Below are 22,303 nucleotides of genomic sequence, written 5' to 3'. Positions count from 1 at the left end.
CTCACTATTTTTTAAACGTACTTGTCGATAATCAAGCCGGCCATTTCTTCCATCTTGCCGAGCATGTCCAGTATTTTTTCAGTGGGTATCTCTTTCACTACCTCGCCCGTATCCGGGTTGACTACCTTGCAAAATATACGTCCGGTTTCTTCGTGAACACGGAACTGCAGCTTGAAGTTGAAAAGCTCCGTCATCATGTTCAGCTTTTCTATGGCTTTTTCCAGGTTTTTTTCATTGATTTCACTGATTTCTTCGCGCTGGCTTTCCTCTGTAACGTATTTGCTTATATCTTGAGCTTTTACCGGCGTGACCGCTTCCCGAATATTCTGAGTTTTGTTGCTGCCGGCGGCATTGGCCGAATCGTCCGTTTTGACAATGGGTATTGTCGGTACAATATTGCTTGGGATGATTTCCATTTTTTTAACCTCCAGTTTGATAAGTCAAACTTGTTAAACAACTGATAATATGTATAGTATATATCATTTTATGTACTTTTTTGATTGTTTAAGCAAAATATGTTAAGGACGACCGGCCAAAGCCGGCCGTCCTTTTGATAAGGAAGCTGGATAACATAGAGTATGGTTTCAGCTAATCGACTGATTATTAGCCGCCAAGCAGCGAAAGGACGTTTTGCGGCAGCGCGTTCGCCTGGGCCAGCATCGCCGTGCCGGCCTGGGTGAGGATCTGCAGCTTGGTCAGGTTCATCATTTCCTGAGCCATGTCTACGTCGCGGATGCGGGACTCTGCCGACTGCAGGTTTTCAGCCGCGACACCCAGGTTATTGATGGTGTGCTCAAGGCGGTTCTGCAGGGCGCCCATCTTGGCCCGCTCGCTGGAAACCCTGTTGATGGCCGAGTCAAGCTTGGCGACGGAGTTGGTGGCCGAGTTGCGGTCGGTTACCAGGACATTGTCCACTCCCAGGGCGCTGGCGCTCATGTTGCCGATAGAGGCGCTGACATCCTGGTTCGGGTTGGCGCCGATCTGGAAGACCATGGTGTTGTCCGCCAGGTGAACTGTTGTTGTGTGATACTTGGTAGTGTCACTTTCAGCAACCATTTGGAAGAAGCCGGTGGCTGAATTGGTGGCTGTTATTGTCCTGATGCTGGCGTTGGAATCAAACATCACGTCCACGTTCTCGTGGATCACTCCCACCAGCAGGTTGCCCGCGATGGTGGCGTTCGGGTTGATATCGTACGGGTCGGTGCTGTGCGCGTCCTTGTACCAGACGTTGAACGTGTTTTCCTTGGAAGACTGGATGCTGGCCAGGCTGAGCGCGTTAATCAGGTTGTCATTGCCTGCCGAGAAACGGATCTCGCCGCTCTTGCCGGCGATGGCGCTCTGGATTACGAAGGTGCCATCCACAGAGTAACCTGTCTTATTGGCAAACTCAGCTGCGTCTTCTTTATTGTATACAAACTGGACAAAATTCCGCTGCAGGCTTTCATCTACATATTTACCTTGCTCCAGGCCGTCCCGTATGGCGTTGTTCAGTTTCTGCTGGACGGTGAAGATGGTGTCGTTGCTGTCCAGGGTGATGCTGGCTTTTTTGCCGTCGCCCTGGATCATGGTGAGTGTTTGCGGGTCGGTCAACATGAAGTTGCCGCTGGCGTCCCAGAACTTGTCTATGTCGTACAGTTTGGTGTCCAGTGAGGCCGCGCGCCCGAAGGCAGGTGTAACATCAAATGTGGTTGTGTTTTGTGTTTCAGCGTAATCGTAGTCAAAACCGACAGTGAACGTGCCGTTGAAGGCGGTGCCGTCGGCCGTATTCAGGGAGTACAGGTTGAAAGTGCGCTGGGTCTTATCTAAATAACCGTTAATGTAGCTTTGACTGACCAATTGTGTAGTAGCTGAACTGAATGTATAGTTGTGGGTTGAATCTGCTGTGTTTTGTGCCAGCACGTTGATTACAGCCTTGTCGCCGACCCGAAGCGTACTAGTTGTTCCAGCTGTAAAATTAAAAGTAAGTGTTGTACCAATACTTGTTCCTGTATTAAGAGCTACAGTTTCAGTAGATGATGTAATGTTCACTGTTTGAGTTGTCTGGTTAAAAGTATAAGTTCCATCCAGGTCGTACTTGTGGGTGGAAATACGGTAGGTAACGGCGCCGGAAGCTGTTACATTAGTAATTTCAATTAGTACGCTTTCGTTTGCCGAAACAGTACCAGTTGCATTTACAGAAGCTGCAGTTGTACCGGAACCGAATATGGTACCTGCGCCGCCTGACCTGAATGACTGGGTTAGAGTGGCTTCCGCAGTCGTGGCACCTGTTCCTCCGACAGTCGTTGTTAAGGTGTAGCTGCCTGAAACGTAATTGTAAGCGCCTACCATTGTTAAATTAGCCGATGACGCCAGATTCAGGTTTTCAATGCCATTGTATGTGTGCTTGACTTTAAAGATATCGGTTTTTTGAACCTCGGTCTGCCCCAGTTCTTTAACACCGATTTTTAATTCATAGTTGCCGCTGTTGGTCTTCTTCTGGCCGAACTGGTCGATGGTGCGCAGTCCGTCGCGTACAAAAATCTTGGTGGACAGCTTGTCGCTGGAAGTGAGGGCCGCGGCTGTCCCGTCCAGCAGTTTCTTGGTGTTGAACTCGGTGGTGTTGGCGATCCGGTCCAATTCCGAGGTCAGTTGGTCGATCTCTTTTTGGATCTCGCCCCGGTCGGTGGAGGTGAGGGTGTCGTTTGCGGCCTGGACGGACAGCTCGCGCATCCTCTGCAGGATCGAGTGCGTCTCGTTCAGGGCGCCCTCAGCGGTCTGGATTAACGAGATGCCGTCCTGGGCGTTGCGCGTCGCCTGGTTGAGGCCCTTGATCTGGGCGCGCATTTTTTCCGAAATGGCCAAACCTGCGGCATCGTCGGCTGCCCGGTTAATACGCAGTCCGGAAGAGAGCTTTTCCAGCGATTTGGACATGGACGAATTACTCATGCTTAAGTTGCGCCACGCGTTCAATGCTGGAATGTTGTGATAAATAATCACCTTGTTATCACTCCTTTACAAATATTTTTTATTATATTGCGGCAATAAAATGCTGCCTGTATATTTAATCGGCAGCATCGGCGAATACTTTATAGATATTGTAAGGTATGATAAATTTTTTAATCAAGTTCGCCGGGAAAATCGAAGTAAAGCAGTTCCCTGTATTTGTAAAGGGTCTTACGGCAGGTGTCGGCTAGGCGGCCGACAGTGGTGAACCACTCAATATGCCGCAAAGCGGTTTCCGCCAGTGCCGAGGATTCATTATCATGTGATTCGGGAACGGCTTGTATTTCCATCTCAAATTTAATATTAAAGGATTGAATTACATGCATGAAAAACAACTGGAAGGTGTTGTGATCCAACTCGCAATTACGCCTTTGTTCATAAATTTTAACCATACACTCTTTGACCTGACCGGCAGAATTCCGGTTGACGCCTGCTTGATTCAGAAGGGGTTCCATTTCTTTGATCATTTTCAAAGATTTCTTGCAGATACTATCTATTTTCTCCAGTTCCGCCATGGTATGATCTATTTTTGCAAACACTTTTCTTAATGTTTCTTTATTCTCCGATTCATCCGGTATGGTCAGGTGACGGTGGATTATCTCAAGAGGATCGAACTCAGCACTAAGGTGACGTTCAATTGCCTCCGCCAAGGTCATCACCTGTGTTCCTTGAATAAACGCGCCGCCTTCGGTTGAGTTGATACATGTGCCTGCGTATTCCGCCACGTCCACTTCGTAGCCTTTTAAAAAACTGTAAAGAACGGTACTTGTTTGGATTGGGCAACCATCGTTGCCGGGAACCTCCATTACGCTTTGGTAAAAAAAGTCCTGTTTTTCACCCAACATATGGCCATTGGCGTGCGTTGCCCCGGCTCTATCGAAGGCCAGGTCCTGACCCACCAGGATGATTGGATTACAGCCCAGCGCGGCAGCAATTTTAAAAGCCATGTTGCCGGCCGATCCCTTAATATTCAGCATGCCACGGTCGACGTCCAGCCACTTGAAGTGGTCAAAGGCCCGGTAGACAATTACTTTCGGGCCGCAATACAGGTCGTATACTTCCCGCCGGACGACCGGGCAGGCAGCCAGGTAGATATCGTCCAGTTCGCCCGGCCTAAAATCCTTGAAAAAGCCCGCTACCGCGATTACCCGTTCAAGCGCCGTGACCAGGTGCGGCCTGACGCCCATTTCCAGAAGGATCTTCAGGGAGGCGTCGACAGATACTATTAAGGCCCGTTTCTCAAGGCCTTTTAAAAGGTGCTTGTTCTTATTTAAAGACGGACCGGTGGCCACCACGACGGCAGGTTTGTCTCTGAATGCTTCAAAGAGTTGGTTTATGCCTGGGTTGCGGATGATTACCGACAGGTTGGCCAGCATGTTTTCGACGCCGATCAGGGAATCTTCCGGGCAGTTGCCGAAATCCGTTACAGTGAGCAAAGAAGCGTCGCGGATTACTCTCAGCGCGTTAAGGTAGTAGCCTTTTCCCAGGCGCATTGAGGAGGGATGGTATAGCGGCTTGAGGGCGCGCAGGTAAATGAACCAGCCACTTCCTTTCAATTTGTTTCTCAGCGGTACGTAAAGTTCATTCTCACTAGCTCCGATCAAGAAAAAAATCATGGGATGCGCGATAAGCCTAGCTAAATCCGTGTAGCAACAAGCCAGCTTAAATAATTCAAGATCTTTTTCGATTACTATTATTGCTTTTGTGCTTACTGTTTCCGCAATGTCCATGGCAAAATGTACGAGTTCGTAACCCAACCCGACACCGAGAAAAACGGACAGTCTGGCGTTTTTCAAATGCAGGGCTTCTATTTGCTGCTCGGAGTCTCGAAGGGGATCGGTGTTATCATAGTAAAGCAAGTCTTTTTCCACACAGTAAAGGTTCGGAGTGCCGTCCGGCCTGAGGGACTGCATTACCCGGTAGCGGGAAGTGAATTGGCATTGTTCCACCCGGCGGGCCAGTTCGGGATAATGTGTTTTTAGCGCCGCCAGGTTGTCACGGTAGAACCTGGTTGTAGTATGAAACCTGTCACTGAAAAGGGGCGGCGCTTGTTTTAGGGGCAGGGCGGCGGCTTGCCGCGGAAAGCCTGCAGCGCTTCTTTTTTTTGCCTTTTTGTTGGCCATTTTAACACCGTCTTTTCTTTTGTTTCTTGGATTGTGCGTAACTACTTGGAAAGTAGCAAGAGCGAATCCGTGTACCTTTTTTCCTGCTCTATAAGAAGATCTTCGATAATACCGATTCTCTTGGGGTAAATAGATTCCTCGTTAATTGAAAATAAGGTAAAGTTGCAAGGAATGAAATCCAGCAAGTTAACCAATTTAAAACTATTAAAGAACTTTATAACTTCTTCCGGCCTGAATACGCGCATCACGCCTGACATTTGGATGTCGTCGTGTGATGCGATCTCGTTGGTGAAAGAGACCAGGGCAAGCCCGCCCTGTTTTAAAACCCTGTAAAACTCAACGGCCATTTTGTTAATAAGATCATCTGAAGGAATATTGGACAGGTAGTTTAAGCAGACAGCAATATCAAATGTATTATCATTGAAATTAAGCGTGTCTAGGTCTATTTTGACAAAGCTAAGCGTTTTGCTTAAGATGGCCTTGGCCCGGTCAATGGCTTGCGGGCAAATATCGGCCACGGTGATATTTTGGGGTTCAGCCCCCAGCTTTAAAAAGAATGAAACCAGTTCATGGCTGAATCCGGTAATAAGAATAGACTTTTCCGCCAGGCTTTTCATCTCGAATTCGCGCAGTACGGTAAATAATACTCTTTCAATAAATCTCTCCCTGAGGAATTTATTAAGATAATTGTCTGATAGATTCTCTTCGTTATCCAAGAAACCAATTTTCTTGTAATAATTATAAAAAACATTCTCTAATTTTTTGTTTATTAAACCTGCTTCTTTTTTTGTCATAATAAAATTTTCCTTTCTATAGTGGTTACATAAAGAAGGATACTTGTTACCATGCACTAAGACCTCCGTCCACGATGACATTCTGGCCGGTTACGTAACTGGAGGCGTCTGAAGCGAGGTATATCAACGCTCCGACCATTTCCTGAGGTTGGGCCATCCGCCCCAGGGGAACGCGAGTGGAATAATTTTTTTTAAATATATCGTTTTGCCCGCTCTCAACGCCACCTGGCGTAATTGTGTTCACTCTGATACCCATGTCAGCCCACAGGGTGGCGAGGTATTTCGTCAGCCCGATGACTGCCGCTTTGGAGGCGGCGTATACCGCCGGGGTGTTGATTTCGCGGTTCAGGTAATATGAGCCTTCATAAATCCGGTGATCGGGTCCCATGACGCCATAGATCGAAGCTGTCTGGATAATCGTGCCACCCTTGCCTTGAGCGATCATCTGCCTGCCCGTGGCTTGAGCTACTAAAAACATGCCGTCCATGTTTACTGACATGATCCTGCGCCACTCAGCCGGCGAGTATTCAGTGGTGGGCGCGAAATAGGCGTTAAGGTCAGTTGATTTACCGGCCGCGTTATTATGCAAAATATTGATTTCTCCAAATGTTTCAACAACTTTTGATACCATTATGTTTACAGACTCCGGCGCAGAAACGTCGCAACCCAAGCCGGTTGCTTTAATACCATATTTTTTTGCCAACTCCGCGGCGAATTCACCGGCTGCTTTTTCATCCAGGTCGACCACCGCGACATTTGCGCCGAACTCAGCCAGTCCGGAACAAAAATGTTTTCCCAGAATGCCAATTCCACCTGTAACTACGGCGGTTTTACCTTTTAGACTAAATAGTTCTGAATAGGTTTTATTCATCATAATGCGGTCTTCTCTTTTCAATTAGCAATTTTACCAACTCAAAATCGAGTTCGGAATCAATGTCAACAGAACGTTCTATTGGCATCACATAAAGTTGTGTATCTTTGAAAAATACTGTATCATTAGCAATTAATGTGTCCCTTTTCCAGACATAAATTGATGCATTCATATCATAGCATTTTGGCGCATCTTGCCTGCGGAAGACCGGATTTGGCAGTGTTTTTGACAGAACCGCTGTCCCGCTTTCGTTTATTTCGACCAGATTAAAATAAGGAGAGCGGCGGGCAGGTGCGCCGGTGATCACGTTGGAAACCTTCTTTTCTTCCAGCAACCTGACAGCTTCCACAATATCATCCGGTGTTCTCAATGGCGAGGTTGCGTCTAATTCAACTATGACATCATAAACTCGCCTGCTAAGTTTTTCTACTTCCAAAATGCAGTGCCTGATAGCCGGTATCTTCGGTGCTTGATCCGTAGCCAATTCCGGAGGCCTTTTTATTAAATAGTCGGCTCCCCAATCCTTGGCTACTTGGAGAATGTTATCAGCATCACTACTGACAGCTATAGCGTCAAAAAGACCTGATGAGCGCGCCTGGATGATGCTGTGTGCAATAAGTGGTTTGCCTGATAACTTACGGATGTTTTTGTTCGTAATTCCTTTCGACCCGGCCCTGGCGCATATGGTGCAGAGCCTTATCATTTGTAATCCACTCCTTTTCTGCAACGGACTGTTCTATCGCTTCAATCATTTCTATTATAGCCAACCCTTCTTCAATGCTGCACAGGCAACTAAAATCTCCGTTCAATATTGCTTGATGTTGTAAACGATAGGTAATATTTTCATCTGTTTCGAAGTAGTCTCTTGTTCCATTAATTTCCAAAATGCTGTTGGCCAGGTCTGCTATAATAGTACAATTATCGGTATTGACAAGGATTTCCCGCCGGGTAACGCGGTCGAGGTAATTTATGTGAACAGCAGCTACCGGACACCTGCTCATTTCGAACAGGATGGAGAAAATATCATCACTGTCTATTTGCAGGTGGCTGAAATGCCCACCTAGTGCGGTTAACTTTTGCCAACCGCTTAAAATCCAGTTAAGATAATCCAGTTCATGGCTCAGGTCTCTGAGGACTCCACCGCCTGCCGCTTTACTGGCGGAATAACTTAACCTGTAGTCCGACTGAGGGCGCCATAATGGCAGGTATTGTCCACAGTAGGCTTGCGCAAACAATATTTTTTCATTTTTTAATAAGTTATATAATCTTTGCATTACCGGATGAAACCTCAAATTATACGCCACAAAAATTGCCTGAAAATTATTCGGAGGGGGTTCTTTAAGAGAGTTGAATAAAGGTTTTTCCACCAAAACTATCCCTTGAAAACCAAGCTCAGCTATGTAAATAAGTGTTTGAGAATGATCGCATGTTTTATTTGCAATGACGATGTAGTCAGGTTTTTCAGTGTTAATGGCCCGATCTATATGTTCATATTTGATGCCATAGTCTATATCATACTGGCTGACTACAGCTACCCTGCACCCTAGATTCTTTAGCACTTTAACATGTTTTGAGCCGATTGAACCATAACCGATGACTAGTACTCTCATAATCATTTCCCCTGTTTTACCTCTATAAATAATATCGATTCTTTGGACTATAAATTAAGATCAACCCAAAACTTCTTGATCGATATTAGACTTAAGACAATGTTTTTATTTCGGCAGGTTGGGTATAAATCCTTTTTTCGACAGTAAATTTTCTAATTGATACCGCAATAGACATCATGTTACAATGTTTTTACCAGTATTTATATATCAATGGAGTAAATTAATATGAAACAGAAGATTTTGGTCACCGGGGCAGGTGGTTTTATCGGTTCCCACCTCGTCGAAAAATTGGTGGGACTGGGTCATGAAGTGAGAGCGTTTGTAAGATATAACGCCCGGAATGACTGGGGTTGGCTGCAGACGTTGCCATGTATAAAAGATATCGAAGTGTATACGGGTGATATACGTGATTACGACAGTGTAAGGCAAGCTGTTAAAGGGATGGATACCGTATTTCACCTTGCGGCGCTTATCGGTATCCCTTACTCTTATGTGTCGCCACTTGCCTATATTAAAACTAATGTCGAAGGTACATATAATATTCTGCAGAGCGCCAGGGAAGAAGGCATTGGCCGCGTTGTGTGCACTTCCACATCCGAGGTTTACGGCACGGCGCGTTACGTACCTATTGACGAGAGCCATCCCCTGCAGGCACAATCTCCTTACGCGGCAACAAAAATCGGCGCCGACCAGTTGGCGCTGAGCTATTACCGCTCTTTCGGCTTGCCGGTGGTTGTTATCCGGCCGTTTAATACTTTTGGTCCCCGCCAGTCAGCAAGGGCGATCATCCCCACTATTATTACCCAAACAATCAGTGGAAGCGGGTTGGTTAGCTTGGGTAACCTTAAGCCCACCCGCGACTTGAACTATGTGCGTGACACGGTGTTGGGTATGATTACTGTAGGCAGGTCGGATAATGCTATTGGACAGGTTGTTAATGTCGGTAGCGGCAGGGAGATTTCCATTGAAGAGCTTGTCGCTTTGATAGGAAATCTGATGGGTAAGGAAATTATCGTTAACGAGGATGAAGCCAAGGTAAGGCCGGGCGCAAGCGAAGTGGAGCGCCTTTTGTGCGATAATAAAAAAGCCCTGGAACTTGCAGGATGGAAACCTAGTTATGATCTGGAGCTTGGGTTGATTGAAACAATCAAATGGCTAGGCGAAAATATCCACCTGTATAAGCCGGACTTATACAATGTGTAGAGTGGAGGCGCGTTATAACTGATGCGTATACCGTTAGACGCTCCTAATATCGGCGAACTGGAGAAAGAATACGTCATGCGTGCTTTCGAAAGCGGTTATGTTTCTTCCGCTGGCCCGATGGTAGCAGAATTTGAAGAGCGCTTTGCCGTCTATGTGGGCGCGCGGTTTGCCGTGGCGATAGTGAACGGTACTTCTGCTATCCACCTCGCCCTCAGGCTTCTTGACATAGGTCCGGGTGATGAAGTGATTGTACCAGCCTTAACTTTTATCGCCACGGTGAATCCTGTGCTTTATGTAGGCGCCACTCCAGTGATTGTAGATGTTGATCCGGCGACATGGAACATTGACGTGGACAAAATGAAAAAGGCGTTGACCGCGCGTACCCGGGCGATTATTCCAGTGCATTTATATGGCAATCCGGCCGACATGACTTCCTTGATGAAGGTTGCGTTCAATCATAATTTGAGGGTTGTTGAAGATGCCACTGAAGCTTTAGGGGCCACATGCAAGGGGAAAAGCGCGGGTACAATCGCGGATATGGGCGTGTTCAGCTTCAATGGTAACAAGGTGATTACCACGGGCGGCGGCGGCATGCTGGTTACCAATAACTCAGATCTGGCAAACCGGGCGCGTCTGCTGGTCAATCAGGGCCGCGAAGCCGGTATTTTCGAATACGAACATCAGGAAATTGGGTATAATTTCAGGTTGAATAATTTGCAGGCTGCTTTGGGTTTAGCCCAGTTGGAACGGTTGCCGGAGTTTTTAAAAAACAAGCGGCGCTATGCCGCTCTTTACCGGGAAATGTTCAAGGATGTGACTGGCTTGAGCTGGCAGAAAGAGCTTGGGGAAGCAAAAAGCAATTGGTGGCTGTTTTCATTGCTGATGGACCGGGAGCACTTTGGCGAGAATAGGGCGGAAGTGGCCAGGCGGCTCCTTGCGAGGGGGATTCAGGTGCGGCCTCTTTTTACCCCCTTGTCGCGACAGCCTGCTTTTGCGAGTGCCGGTTTTGCAAAATGCCCTGTAGCTGAAAATTTGCATGAAAGAGGTCTTAATTTGCCGGGTGCCAGTTTTCTTACGGAAGAAGATATCTATGAAGTGGGCCGGGCAATTTTAGGTGGGTGATTTCTTTGGGTGCATCCCCTGTTGTAGTTATCGGTGCCGGCGGACATGCGACTGTGGTCTTAGAAATAATTAAAAAAACAGGTGTTTATGAAATAGTTGGTTACACTGGTCCTGTTAGGCGGCAGCCTGCCACGAACTGGGATTTAAAATATTTAGGGGATGACAGTGTTCTGCCTTTCCTGCGCAGACAGGGAGTTAAACTCGCGGCTCTCGGGGTCGGCGCAGTGGGAGATAACAGACTGCGGTGCAAACTGTATGAGCAGGTCCGCGCCTACGGTTTTTCCTTTCCGCCGTTAATTCACCCGGACGCTGCTATAGCCGGTGATACTGGTCTTGCAGACGGTGTGTTGGTTGCTAGGAGTGTGGTGATTAATCCTGGTGTGGAAATCGGCAGTAACACAATTGTCAACTCAGGTGCGATAGTTGAGCATGATTGCTCACTGAGTGAGCATGTGCATGTTTCGCCAGGGGCTGTGTTATGCGGTGGCGTTAAAGTGGGCCGTTTAGCGCATGTGGGTGCCAACGCGGTGGTAATTCAAGGACTGACCATTGGTGAAGGAGCTTTGGTAGGCGCCGGGTCTGTGGTGCTCCACGATGTCGAGCCGTTAACCGTGGTGGCCGGGAATCCTGCCAGGGTGATTAAAAAAATGGAAGAAAGGTTTTAACAGTGCGCAGGGTTGCAGTCTTTACGGCAACGCGGGCCGAGTACGGTTTGCTAAGGCCGGTGATCAAAAGCATCAAAAATTCCAATCGGCTGGATTTGTCCCTTATCGTTGCCGGTGCTCATCTAGTGCCGGGCCAAGGCTTGACGGTGCAAGAAATATTGGATGACGGGTTTACTCCTGATTGTCTGATAGATAATGTTCTTTTTTCCGACAGCCCCGACGCTCTGGTTAAATCAGTCGGCCTGGGACTGATTGAGATCGGTGGTTATTTTACTAGTCACCCGGCGGATATTATCCTCCTTCTGGGGGACCGCTATGAGCTATTTATTCCTTTGGTTGCCGCGTTGATGCACCGTGTGCCTGTAGCGCACCTTTGTGGCGGTGAAACTACTGAGGGTGCTCTTGACGAACAAGTGCGCCATGCCATAACCAAGATGGCCCACCTGCACTTCCCCAGCGCCTTTGAGTACGGGCGGTGTTTGCGGCAAATGGGGGAGGAGGCATGGCGAATTCACGTTGTAGGTTCGCCGGTTGTGGAAAACATCCGCTGCGGGAATGTAATGGGTATCCGGGATATAAACGCCAAGTTCGGTTTTAACCCGGAACTACCGACATTACTGATTACCTACCATCCAGAGACAATAGCAAAAGAAAAAGAATCAATTGGTCAGATAAAGAGCTTAATTGCCGCGCTGAAGGAATTTTCAGAGTATCAGCAGGTTATCACCCATCCGGGGATAGAGGTCGGATACCTGGAGGTTGTCAAGGTATGGGAAGAATATGCCGCGGTAAACCCCCGCGTTAAGCTGTTTAATAATCTTGGCTCGCGAGGTTACCTGGGAGTGATGAAAAACGCGGCGGCAGTAGTGGGCAACTCGTCCAGCGGGATAATTGAGGCCCCTTCATTTAAAGTACCCACGGTTAACGTAGGGGATCGGCAAAAGGGACGCCTGCGGGCTGAAAGCGTGATAGACGTATCTTGCCGCAAAGACGCCATAGTTGCCGGGCTGCGGAGAGCCTTGCATGAAGAAGATTTTCGCAGTCATTTGAAGGAAACGAAAAATCCATACGATCCGTATGGTGACGGGAAAGTAAGCGAGCGAGTTATTTCGGTTCTAGAGTCTGTTTCGTTAGACCGGCGACTATTGAATAAAAGACTGGATTTCCCTTCTCCCGGAGAGGAGGCTTATTTGAAGTGCTAAAAGACAGGATCTTTATTATCGCTGAAGCCGGGGTTAACCACAACGGCTGTCTGGATACTGCCAAGAGCCTGGTTGAAGTGGCTGCGAAAGCGGGGGCTGACGCGGTAAAATTTCAAATGTTTAATCCGGAAGAACTCGTTGCCAAGAGTGCCTGCCGGGCGGCATACCAGCGGTCAAATATGCCGGCGCGCAATGAAACGCAATTGGAAATGCTCAGACGCCTGGCTATGACCCGTGTGGAATTTCGGGAACTGGCGGCTTTCTGCAGCCAGCTTGGTATTGTGTTCTTGTCTACTCCGTTTGACTTCCCAAGCGTGGATTTTTTAGATGAATTGGGAGTGCCCTATTTTAAAATTAGCTCAGGTGATTTAACCAATCACTCATTCTTAAAATACATTGCAGGCAAGAAGAAAAAGCTAATATTATCAACGGGTATGGCATCGTTAGGTGAGGTGGAGGAGGCTCTTGATGTGCTGCGGCAAGCGGGACAGGATGATACTATTCTTCTGCACTGCACATCTAGTTACCCCGCCGCGTTCAGGGAAGTAAACCTGCGGGCAATGCTCACGTTGCACCGGGCCTTCAACTTGCCGGTTGGTTATTCAGACCACACTGAGGGTATCGAAGCTGCGATAGCGGCGGCGGCAATCGGGGCTTGTGTGATTGAAAAACATTTCACGCTGGACAGGGGGATGGAGGGGCCGGACCACAAGGCTTCAGTGCAACCTGATGAACTGGTAGCAATGGTTAGGGCGATCCGCAATGTCGAAAAAGCTCTGGGGGACGGTCGTAAAAGGCCAAGTGAGAGTGAAAGGGACATTATGCGGCACGCCAGGAGAAGTCTAGTTGCGGCAGATGATATTTTTGCAGGAGAAACCATTACAGAAAATAAGCTTACTGTAAAACGTCCCGGCACGGGCATTCCGCCGAATATGTTAAATATCATTGTTGGGCGGTTTGCCAGAGTGGACATTCAGAAGGATTCGGTTATAACCTGGGATATGATTTGAAATCAAGGAGCATTCAAATATTATGAAAAGAGAAGATTCACTAAAAGAAATTCATATATCACCCGGTGAGCAAATTGTAAGCGCGCTTGCACAAATGGACCGCACAGCCCGGCAGATACTGCTTGTTATCGATGATGGCGACGTCTTGCTCGGAACTGTAACGGACGGTGATGTGCGACGTGCGCTTCTAGAAGGGGTTAACTTAAGTGAACCTATCTCCAAAATAATGAACAGCCGCCCTAAAGTGCTTCCTATCGGTTCTTCATTCGATTCTGCCCGTAGATTGATGATTGAAAACGGTATTAGACATGTACCACTGGTTGATGACGACGGTCGGGTTGTTAAATTGTTAATATGGCAGGATTTATTTTTACATCAAGTTGAGGAGAGGTCGGAAAATGTTGTAATAATGGCCGGCGGAAAGGGTACGCGTTTAGATCCTTTCACAAAAATACTGCCGAAGCCTATGATTCCTTTACATGATAAGCCTATTATTGAAGTGATTATGGACAGGTTTAACCACCAGGGTTTTGGTCATTTTATACTCTGCCTGGGTTACAAAGGAGAAATAATTCGTCTTTATTTTAATGACGACAGGCGCCCGTACAGCGTGGATTTTGTTCAGGAAAAAAGCCCTCTGGGAACAGCAGGCGCCCTTTCACTACTCGGTAGTCTTGTTGACAGCACTTTTATATTAACTAACTGTGACATTATTGTCGAGTTGGATTACGGTCATTTACTTGAATACCACAAAGAACGGCAGCATTCGATCACCGTAGTCGGAGCTTTAAAGGAGTTTGAGGTTCCGTATGGCGTTTTACACTCGGAAGGAGAGCGCTTTTGGATACATGAAAAACCGAACTTTCATTTTTTGGTTAACACTGGTATTTACGTATTAGAGCCATATTTATTGCCGTATATTCAAAAAGAAACTCCTTTAGACATGCCGGAATTAATAGAAACTGCTCAATCACATGGTATGAGCGTGGGAATTTATCCGCATCACGGCAAGTGGTTTGATATTGGGCAGTGGGATGAATACCAGATGACATTAAAGATGTTTAACAACATAGGATTGAGCGGCTGATAAATTACCCTTATTTAATATCTGAAAGGTTTATTTAATATTTAAAGATTAATTATTATTGTGTATATTGAGTTCCTGGCTTGAGGTTACTTATTTTTTCAAAAACTAGCCGGATGAAAGGGACTATCTCATTTTCAAGCAATTGACCTACGGAGTGAGTGTCTTTGTTTTCTATTGATTCAAGTATGCTATTGAGCGCTTCCATATAAGGCTGCCAGCTAGTCTTGATATCTGTCACATTATCTCCCTGCGGAAGTATAACAGGCAGTCCTAGGACAACTTCATTAAACCAAGTTAAACCCTCATTTGCGTCACTTAAAATTTGAAAGCCATTCAGGTTTTCATTTTTTTTAAAATGGTCAGACGCCCTGGATAATCCGTCTATTAGGCGAGGCAGATAATCCATGGCGGAATCAAAAATCTCATCAGATAACTCTTTGATGTCATCCATTAATCCTCATCCCTTTCTGACTTATTTCTAGGTAATATTACAGTAAATTTACAAAATTTTCAAAATGGCTTATTGTTAAACTATATTCGACATAAAAATAAGATTTCCTTTGTATTGATTTCGAATGTTCCATTAAATTGATTGACTATCAATTATTGATAAACCTTCGGTGGAAATGTATTTCGGCAGTTCATTGCTTGTTATAACTTTTATCGACAAATTGGGTTGCTAGATTAGTATTTTTGATATAAAATTGGCAGTAATTGTTCATTCTGGGTAGTTCGTAGTAGAATAAATATCAGCCGATAAACATTGACAGTATTGCATTCTAGGACTTGTGTCCTAGAAAAAATTAGTGCTTTCGCCTTATTTGCTATAACAAGTATGAAGGATAAAATTAGGGAAAATTACCTAAAAGATGAGAACGATGTTAAAAAAGGAAAAATATTAGGTGGTTATGGCGTAAATTATCGACTGGCAACTAATAAGGCGAATGGTAACTGTTTACCATAAAGATGGCAGCGATGAGATAAAATGACAGTTGGTATTTATTGTATGCGGCGGCGGCAAAAATGTCTTAATAAAAGGAATTTGTGCGTAAAGATTTAAAAAAATTGGTATTATTTTGTCCTTTTTAGAAGGATAAAATTTTTTAATGTAGAATATTCACTAAATAATTTTTAGGTAAGTAGTTCCTCATATTATAAAAATTTTCCATGAGCTAGAAAAAAATAATGCCAATTTTCGGCATTATATATGGAGGTTTGCAGGTGGATCTTTTTTCCAACCAAGTAATGGTTGCCCTGGTAAAAGAGTTGGATGCCTGTACTCTGCGCCAGAGAGTGATGGCTAATAATATTGCCAACGTAAATACGCCGGGTTTTAAAAAATCTTCTGTGGAATTTGACGGTTTATTAAAAAAAGCTCTGAGCAAGGAGCCTGCCGAGATGCTCAGGACTGACCCCAGGCATTTTGGCGGGAAAACTTCTTTGGCCGAACTGAAGCCGGAGGTTTTGCTTAACAAAACTACCACTATGCGCACTGATGACAACAACGTTGATATTGACGAGGAAATGGCCAATCTGGCCGCTAACAGCATGCAATACCAGGCGGTCGCCAGAGAGCTGAGCGACCGTTATTCCGGTTTGAGTTACGTTATTAAGGGGAGGGGGTAAATAAATGGCAGGCTTTTTCAGTTCTTTTGCGATCAGCGCCTCTGGCCTTACGGCGGAAAGATTGCGGCTGGACTTGATCGCTAATAATATCGCGAATATGAATACCACCGGCACGCCGGATGATCCGAGCAACCCTCCTTACCGCAGGAGGATTCCTTTGTTCGCCCAGATACTGAAGCAGGAAGAGGAAACCGGCGCGTCGCAGCCGTTTTTCAAAGGCGCCGGCGTGCGGGTGACCAAGGTGCTGGAAGACAACAACCCGCCCAGGCTGGTCTATGAGCCTACCCATCCTGACGCGGACGAAAGAGGCTATGTAGCTTATCCGAATATTAACGTTGTTAATGAAATGGTCAATATGATTACCGCCACCAGGGCTTATGAGGCGAATGTGACGGCTCTGAACGCCGCCAAGGATATGGCCTTGAAAGCGCTGGAAATAGGCCGCGGTTAAAAGGAGGACAGGCAAATGCAAGTGTCGCCCGTAGGACTGGCTTTACCGGTGCAACCGGCGGGGTCCGGGAATAAACCGGAAAGCGGGGGTAGTTCTTTCGCCGAGATGCTGGACAACTCCCTGAAAAAATTGAATGACAGCAAGGTTAACGCGGACAATCTGACGATAAAGTTTCTCACGGGTGAGGTTCAGGATTTTCACCAGGTTGCCATAGCCATGCAGGAAGCTAGTTTGACCATGCAGCTGGCGGTTGAAGTAAGAAACAAGGTGATTGAGGCTTATCAGGAAGTCTCACGTATGCAGATATAGTACTTTTTTTAATCATAATGCGTTTCATTTGGATGTTTGAGGTGGTTTGATTGAACCTAGGCGGCTCTTTAGCCATGGTCAAGGAGAGATATCAGGCTTTAAACCGAAATCAAAAAATAATCTCGGTCCTGGTTGCGGTAGGTGTTTTGGTATGCTTCATCTATCTTGGACTGATTGCCGCAAGACCTAATTACGAGCCTCTTTTATCGGGACTGGATCCGAAGGAAGCGGGAGCTATCGCAGAAGAGTTAAAGACTTTGAAGATTCCTTACCAGCTTGCTGATCAGGGGCAAACCATCAATGTTCCGGAGTCTCAGGTTTACGAAGCGAGGATCCAATTGGCCAGCACTGGCGTACTGGGCGGCGACAACAAGGGGTTTGAGCTTTTTGATCAGAATAAATTCGGGCAAAGCGATTTTGACCAGCAGGTAAACTACCAGCGGGCCCTGCAGGGAGAATTGACTAGAACAATTTTGCACCTTGACGGGGTGCAGGACGCCAGGGTGCATCTGGTGCTTCCCGAAAAAAGCGTGTTTGTTGACAACCAGGGCACTCCGACAGCCTCGGTGGCATTGACGTTAAAACCCGGGGCCGAATTGAAACCGGAGCAGGTGCAGGGGATCAGCGATCTCTTTGTGGGCAGCGTGGAAGGGCTCAAGCCGGAAAATATTCATATTATCGACAACATGGGAAATGTCTTAAGCGAAGACTTGCAGGTTAAAAGTGACCCGGATGTGGTGCTCACTAAAACTACTCTGGAACAGCAAAAGCTGCAGCGTGATTATGAAAAAGAGCTGGAAAAAAGGATTCAGCAAATGCTTGTCAAAATCACCGGCCAGAATAATTCCGTGGCGATGGTTACCGCTGATCTCGATTTCAGCAAGCAGCAAGTCACCAGCACAACCAGCACAAATCCGGACAATGTGAAGGTCAGCGAGCATAACGTCAAGGAAACAGGGAAGGGCAGCACGACGGGCGGCGCGGTTGGAACCGACTCCAACATTACCACGACTCCCTTTGTAGAGAGCGTCGACTCGTCCAACTTCAGCAAGGAAGAGAACACCATCAATTATCAGGTGAGTTCAAAAGAAGAAACAATGTCCGCGGCGCCGGGCAGAGTGAAGCGCCTGTCGGCGGCGGTGGTGGTGAATGACAACCCGGAAAGCCCGGTGGACGTGACGAAAATCAAGGATGCCGTCGCCGCCGCCATCGGGTACGATGAAAGTCGCGGCGATCAGATTAATGTCAGCAGTATGGCGTTTGACGATTCGCTCCAGAAAAAAATGGAAGCGGAGGCGGCTCAAGAAAAAAGCGCCAGGGAAAGGGAACGGCTCTATATAATTGCCGCCGTGGCCGCAATAATCTTGATTGCGCTGCTTATTTTACTGGTTATGTACATAGCGAAGCGGCGCCGCGAAGCGCAAAGGCAAATGGAAGAGCAAGAAGAAATAGAAGAAACCTTTATTCCGGTTGGCATCCTGGAGAAGGAACCGGAGCAGGAAATCCGGGATGACAAGCAAGAGCAGATCCGGAGAATGGCTTCCGAAAAACCGGATGACGTTGCTGAGATTCTCAAACTTTGGTTGAGGGATTAGGAGGGACCAAATTGCAGCTTTCCAAGCTGACCGGTATTCAAAAAGCAGCGATACTGTTGATCGCCCTGGGTTCGGACCTGTCGGCCAAGGTTTTGAAGCAACGTTTCGCGGATGCGGAAATTGAACAGCTTACTCAAGAAATTTCCAATATGATTAAAGTGCCTCCTGAGATCAAGTATGCTGTTTTTGATGAGTTTTTTGAACTGCACCGGGCGCGGGAGTTCCTGATTCACGGTGGCATGGGTTACGCCAAGGAATTGCTTGAAAAAACCCTCGGAGCACAAAAAGCCTCTGAAATACTATCCAAGTTGACCAAGGAAATGAAGGCGGTTCCTTTCAACGCCTTGCGCAAGGCCGATCCGAAATCTATTTTGAACATCATCCGTGAAGAGCACCCGCAAACTGTGGCGCTTATTCTCGCCCACCTTACCCCGGAGCAGGCCGGTGTTATCCTGGCGTCCATGCCGCCGGACATGCAGAGCGATATAGCCAGGCGCGTCGCTATTATCGACCGCCTGACTCCTGATGTGATCAAAGATGTCGAGGCTGTATTGGAAAGAAAGATTTCTTCCGTCGTGCAGCAGGACCATTCCATTGTGGGCGGTATCCAGTCACTGGTGGATATTCTGAACAGAGTGGGCAGGAGCGCGGAAAAAGTGGTTTTAGAAGGTCTGGAGAGAGAAGACCCGGCGCTGGCGGAAGAAGTCAAGAGACGCATGCTTGTTTTCGAAGACATTATCATGCTCCCGGACAACTTCATTCAGAGAGTTTTGCGGGAGGTCAATTCAAAAGACCTGGCCATGGCTATGCGCGGCGCCGGCGAGGATGTGAACACCAGGATTTACAAGAACCTGTCCAAGCGCGCGGCGGAAATGCTCAAAGAAGAAATCGAATTCATGGGGCCGGTGCGCTTGAGAGAAGTGGAGCAAGCGCAGCAGAAGATTGTGAATATCCTCCGCAAGCTCGACGAAAGCGGCGAAATTATTATCTCGCGGGGTGGCGAGGATGTACTTGTATAAAATTATCAAAAGCGCTGAAGTGCGGGATAGCCTTTTACATGTTTTACCGCTCAGGTTGTGCAACATTGTTGAAGAACCCGGGTTTGGCCGCGGCAACGGTAGCGGCAACGGGAATGGAGACCATGCGGCGCCGGAGAATAAGCCGGGGGATGATGTGGATTTAAGCGCTGAAATCCTGGCGCAGGCCGAAGAAACATTAAGCGCGGCCCGCGCGGCCGCGGATGAGATGATCAAACAGGCCCGGCTTGACGGCGAGAAGATCAAGCAGGAAGTTCACCGTCAAGCGGAGCTTGAAAGCGAGCAGATCAAGCAAGACGCGCGCAAGACCGCGTTTGACCAGGGATATCGGGACGGCTTCCAGGAAGGGATGGCCAAGGCGAAGGAAGAAGGCGAAGCCATCCGGGCAGCGGCGCTGGATGTTATGAATCAGGCGGAAGAGAGCCGCCGCCAGACCCTGATGTCGCTTGAAGGCAGTATTATCAGCCTGGCCAGGGAAATAGCCGAAAGGATCTTGTCGGCGCAGCTGTCTCTTGAGCCGGAAATTGTTTGTAATGTGGCCATGGAGTCGCTTCGCCTGGTAGCGGACAGGCTCCAAGTGGTTCTGTATATAAACCCGTCGGAAATGGCGCTGTATGAAAAAAGAAAAGAAGAAATGAGAGGTATTCTGCCGGCGAAAGCGGAGTTTCAGGTGATTGCCGACGCTTCGATCCAGCCGGGCGGATGCCGGATTGAAACTGAGAATGGACGGGTGGACGCTACTATGGAAACGCGGCGTGAAGCGTTGCTGAAGGCGCTTTATGGCGAGGAGGGCTAATTTGTGGAAAGTGCTCCGATAGACCTGTCGGTATGGAAGTCTCGCGTAAAAGAGGCCAATTTGCTTAGACTGACCGGCAGGGTGACCCGTGTAATCGGGCTCACTGTCGAAGTGCAGGGAATCAACTCTCCCATCGGAGAGGTTTGCGGGATTAATGTGCCGGGTGAATCTGAGCCGGTGAGGGCTGAAGTGGTCGGTTTCCGTGATGGAAGCACGCTGCTGATGCCGCTTGGCGAGCTCAGGGGGATTTACCAGGGATGCAGCGTTACTCCCACGGGCAAGCCGTTTTATGTTAAAGTAGGAGAACAACTGCTCGGCAGGGTTTTGGACGGTCTGGGTCATCCCCTGGACGGTCTGGGTCCTCTGAACGGGCTTACTGAAGAATACCCGGTGGACAACCGTCCGCCCAACCCGCTCAAGAGAAGACGTATATCTGAGGTGCTGTCGACCGGAGTGCGGGTGGTGGACGCGTTTCTCACCTGCGGCCGGGGGCAGCGTATCGGCATATTCTCCGGCAGCGGGGTCGGAAAGAGTACTTTAATGGGGATGATCTCGCGGTACGGCAGCGCCGACGTTAATGTGATCGCCTTGATTGGCGAGCGCGGCCGGGAGGTGCTGGATTTTATCGAGACCGACCTCGGCCCGGAGGGCTTGGCCCGCTCGGTGGTTGTGGTGGCTACATCGGAGCAGCCTGCGCTGGTGCGCCTGAAAGGCGCCTTTGTCGCCTGCGCTATCGCCGAATATTTCCGGAATCAGGCCAAGGACGTGCTGTTGATGATGGATTCGGTGACCAGGTTTGCCATGGCCCAGCGTGAGGTCGGCCTGGCTATCGGGGAGCCGCCGGCGACTAAAGGCTATACTCCCTCAGTGTTCGCGCTGCTGCCCCGGCTGCTTGAGCGGCCGGGCATGTCTGACACCGGCTCAATCACGGCTTTTTTTACGGTGCTGGTGGACGGGGATGATTTGAATGAACCGATTTCCGACGCGGTGCGCGGCATTCTGGACGGGCACATTGTGCTGTCCCGCTCGCTGGCCGCGGCCAACCATTACCCGGCGGTGGACGTGCTGAACAGTGTCAGCCGCTTGATGCCCGACATTACCTCGGAGGAACACCGGGCGCGGGCCGGGAAGCTGCGTGACCTGCTGGCGGCTTACCGCCAGGCGGAAGATCTGATCAATATCGGGGCTTACGTGGCGGGTTCAAACCCGCGCGTTGACGAAGCCATCGCTTCCTACCAGGGTATAATTGATTTTTTGCGGCAGGGAATGCTCGAGCATAATGATTATGACGACACACTGGAAAGGCTGAAGGCAATAGCCCAAAAAGGGGTGACACGACATCGCTAAGTTTCATTTTCAACTTGAACCGGTGCTGCAGCACCGGGCGGCGAAGGAAGTTTCCGCGGAGCAGGCCCTGGCGGTTGCCCATCACGAGTATAACCGGCGCCTGGCTCTTTTGGAGAATACCAGGCAGCGCCTGGAAGCGGCATTTGAGGTGGAAGAAGCGGATGTGGACGTTTTAGGAGTCGAGTATCTATCCTTCTACAGGGCGTCGTTAAGCAAGAAAATCAGCGTGCAAGAAAATGATGTCAGCAATGCCGGCCTGGTGGTTGAGAATAAGCGCCACGCGGCTGTTCAGGCCAGACAGGAGCGGCAGGTCATCGAAACGCTGAAAGATAAGCATTTAATGAACTACAAGCGCGAAACCGCGGCCAGGGAGCAAAAAGAAGTGGACGAACTGGCTCTCTACGCTCACCAGCGGCAGGAGAAACAGATTTAGGGGTAATTAATAACAGCCTTTTTGATCATAGACCATCTCT

Annotated in this window: 22 protein-coding genes and 1 pseudogene; 14 read left to right on the top strand and 9 right to left on the bottom strand. The window is 48.1% G+C overall.

The genetic code is table 11. From position 1 onward, the window contains the following. Nucleotides 1–11: 11 nt before the first annotated feature. The 8 genes and pseudogenes from L9W92_RS08010 to L9W92_RS07975 all read right to left on the bottom strand — a co-directional run bounded on the left by L9W92_RS08010 (nucleotide 12) and on the right by L9W92_RS07975 (nucleotide 8,380). The gene (locus L9W92_RS08010) at nucleotides 12–416 is read right to left on the bottom strand and encodes a flagellar protein FlaG (protein ID WP_240083233.1); all 405 of its coding nucleotides are present in this window, start codon (nucleotides 414–416) and stop codon (nucleotides 12–14) included. 187 nt (nucleotides 417–603) lie between these two features. Further along, nucleotides 604–936 carry a flagellin gene (locus L9W92_RS08005; RefSeq protein WP_286725218.1) on the bottom strand — a complete coding sequence of 111 codons (333 nt, stop codon included), beginning with the start codon at nucleotides 934–936 and terminating at the stop codon, nucleotides 604–606. A gap of 1,605 nt (nucleotides 937–2,541) precedes the next feature. Further along, nucleotides 2,542–2,976 (bottom strand): annotated as a pseudogene (locus tag L9W92_RS08000) (flagellin N-terminal helical domain-containing protein); the annotation flags it as partial. 119 nt (nucleotides 2,977–3,095) lie between these two features. Then, nucleotides 3,096–5,105 (bottom strand): motility associated factor glycosyltransferase family protein, encoded by a 2,010-nt coding sequence (locus L9W92_RS07995; RefSeq protein ID WP_240083232.1) that lies wholly within the window; start codon nucleotides 5,103–5,105, stop codon nucleotides 3,096–3,098. A 41-nt stretch (nucleotides 5,106–5,146) separates the two neighbouring features. After that, a complete protein-coding gene (locus L9W92_RS07990; protein WP_240083231.1) occupies nucleotides 5,147–5,899 on the bottom strand; it encodes a class I SAM-dependent methyltransferase in 753 nt (250 codons plus the stop codon). 46 nt (nucleotides 5,900–5,945) lie between these two features. Next, a complete protein-coding gene (locus tag L9W92_RS07985; RefSeq protein WP_240083230.1) occupies nucleotides 5,946–6,773 on the bottom strand; it encodes an SDR family oxidoreductase in 828 nt (275 codons plus the stop codon). Then, nucleotides 6,763–7,473 (bottom strand): acylneuraminate cytidylyltransferase family protein, encoded by a 711-nt coding sequence (locus L9W92_RS07980; protein ID WP_240083229.1) that lies wholly within the window; start codon nucleotides 7,471–7,473, stop codon nucleotides 6,763–6,765. Before L9W92_RS07980 ends, L9W92_RS07985 begins: the two co-directional genes overlap by 11 nt. Next, complete coding sequence (locus L9W92_RS07975) at nucleotides 7,406–8,380, bottom strand: Gfo/Idh/MocA family protein (protein WP_240083228.1); 975 nt, start codon at nucleotides 8,378–8,380, stop codon at nucleotides 7,406–7,408. The genes L9W92_RS07980 and L9W92_RS07975 overlap by 68 nt, the downstream gene beginning before the upstream one ends. 225 nt (nucleotides 8,381–8,605) lie before the next feature. On the opposite strand from L9W92_RS07975, the gene L9W92_RS07970 reads away from it, so the two are divergent. Genes L9W92_RS07970 through L9W92_RS07945 form a run of 6 tightly spaced genes read left to right on the top strand, consistent with a single transcriptional unit; the run spans nucleotide 8,606 to nucleotide 14,669 of the window. After that, nucleotides 8,606–9,583 carry an NAD-dependent 4,6-dehydratase LegB gene (locus L9W92_RS07970; RefSeq protein WP_240083227.1) on the top strand — a complete coding sequence of 326 codons (978 nt, stop codon included), beginning with the start codon at nucleotides 8,606–8,608 and terminating at the stop codon, nucleotides 9,581–9,583. Between the two features lie 21 nt (nucleotides 9,584–9,604). Continuing rightward, the gene (locus L9W92_RS07965; RefSeq protein WP_240083226.1) at nucleotides 9,605–10,705 is read left to right on the top strand and encodes a LegC family aminotransferase; all 1,101 of its coding nucleotides are present in this window, start codon (nucleotides 9,605–9,607) and stop codon (nucleotides 10,703–10,705) included. Nucleotides 10,706–10,710: 5 nt separating this feature from the next. Further along, nucleotides 10,711–11,370, top strand: coding sequence for an acetyltransferase (locus tag L9W92_RS07960; RefSeq protein WP_240083225.1), 660 nt, complete (start codon nucleotides 10,711–10,713; stop codon nucleotides 11,368–11,370). Between the two features lie 2 nt (nucleotides 11,371–11,372). Then, a complete protein-coding gene (neuC, locus tag L9W92_RS07955) occupies nucleotides 11,373–12,572 on the top strand; it encodes a UDP-N-acetylglucosamine 2-epimerase (protein WP_240083224.1) in 1,200 nt (399 codons plus the stop codon). Beyond that, complete coding sequence (gene neuB / locus L9W92_RS07950; RefSeq protein ID WP_240083223.1) at nucleotides 12,566–13,582, top strand: N-acetylneuraminate synthase; 1,017 nt, start codon at nucleotides 12,566–12,568, stop codon at nucleotides 13,580–13,582. Before neuC ends, neuB begins: the two co-directional genes overlap by 7 nt. Nucleotides 13,583–13,604: 22 nt before the next feature. Continuing rightward, nucleotides 13,605–14,669 (top strand): nucleotidyltransferase family protein, encoded by a 1,065-nt coding sequence (locus tag L9W92_RS07945; RefSeq protein ID WP_240083222.1) that lies wholly within the window; start codon nucleotides 13,605–13,607, stop codon nucleotides 14,667–14,669. Nucleotides 14,670–14,724: 55 nt separating this feature from the next. Here the strand turns inward: L9W92_RS07945 and L9W92_RS07940 are convergent, their stop codons facing one another. Next, a complete protein-coding gene (locus tag L9W92_RS07940) occupies nucleotides 14,725–15,120 on the bottom strand; it encodes a DUF8042 domain-containing protein (RefSeq protein ID WP_240083221.1) in 396 nt (131 codons plus the stop codon). 770 nt (nucleotides 15,121–15,890) lie between these two features. On the opposite strand from L9W92_RS07940, the gene flgB reads away from it, so the two are divergent. Genes flgB through fliJ form a run of 8 tightly spaced genes read left to right on the top strand, consistent with a single transcriptional unit; the run spans nucleotide 15,891 to nucleotide 22,263 of the window. Beyond that, entirely contained in the window at nucleotides 15,891–16,295 is a 405-nt protein-coding gene (gene flgB, locus L9W92_RS07935) for a flagellar basal body rod protein FlgB (protein WP_240083220.1), read from the top strand. A gap of 4 nt (nucleotides 16,296–16,299) precedes the next feature. After that, the gene (gene flgC, locus L9W92_RS07930; RefSeq protein WP_240083219.1) at nucleotides 16,300–16,746 is read left to right on the top strand and encodes a flagellar basal body rod protein FlgC; all 447 of its coding nucleotides are present in this window, start codon (nucleotides 16,300–16,302) and stop codon (nucleotides 16,744–16,746) included. 15 nt (nucleotides 16,747–16,761) lie between these two features. Then, on the top strand, nucleotides 16,762–17,055 hold the full coding sequence (fliE, locus tag L9W92_RS07925; protein WP_240083218.1) for a flagellar hook-basal body complex protein FliE: 294 nt from the start codon (nucleotides 16,762–16,764) through the stop codon (nucleotides 17,053–17,055). A 50-nt stretch (nucleotides 17,056–17,105) separates the two neighbouring features. Then, complete coding sequence (gene fliF, locus L9W92_RS07920) at nucleotides 17,106–18,650, top strand: flagellar basal-body MS-ring/collar protein FliF (protein WP_240083217.1); 1,545 nt, start codon at nucleotides 17,106–17,108, stop codon at nucleotides 18,648–18,650. 11 nt (nucleotides 18,651–18,661) lie between these two features. Further along, the gene (gene fliG / locus L9W92_RS07915; RefSeq protein ID WP_240083216.1) at nucleotides 18,662–19,669 is read left to right on the top strand and encodes a flagellar motor switch protein FliG; all 1,008 of its coding nucleotides are present in this window, start codon (nucleotides 18,662–18,664) and stop codon (nucleotides 19,667–19,669) included. Next, nucleotides 19,656–20,483 (top strand): FliH/SctL family protein, encoded by an 828-nt coding sequence (locus L9W92_RS07910; RefSeq protein ID WP_240083215.1) that lies wholly within the window; start codon nucleotides 19,656–19,658, stop codon nucleotides 20,481–20,483. Before fliG ends, L9W92_RS07910 begins: the two co-directional genes overlap by 14 nt. A 3-nt stretch (nucleotides 20,484–20,486) precedes the next feature. Then, nucleotides 20,487–21,830, top strand: coding sequence for a flagellar protein export ATPase FliI (gene fliI, locus L9W92_RS07905; RefSeq protein WP_240083214.1), 1,344 nt, complete (start codon nucleotides 20,487–20,489; stop codon nucleotides 21,828–21,830). After that, nucleotides 21,823–22,263 (top strand): flagellar export protein FliJ, encoded by a 441-nt coding sequence (gene fliJ / locus L9W92_RS07900; protein ID WP_286725216.1) that lies wholly within the window; start codon nucleotides 21,823–21,825, stop codon nucleotides 22,261–22,263. Before fliI ends, fliJ begins: the two co-directional genes overlap by 8 nt. The last annotated feature ends 40 nt before the right edge of the window (nucleotides 22,264–22,303 follow it).

It is taken from the genome of Pelotomaculum terephthalicicum JT, from assembly GCF_022410535.1.
GTDB lineage: Bacteria > Bacillota > Desulfotomaculia > Desulfotomaculales > Pelotomaculaceae > Pelotomaculum_D > Pelotomaculum_D terephthalicicum.
The sequence above is the reverse complement of the archived record's forward strand: the minus strand, read 5'-3'. Positions and strand labels throughout refer to the sequence as shown.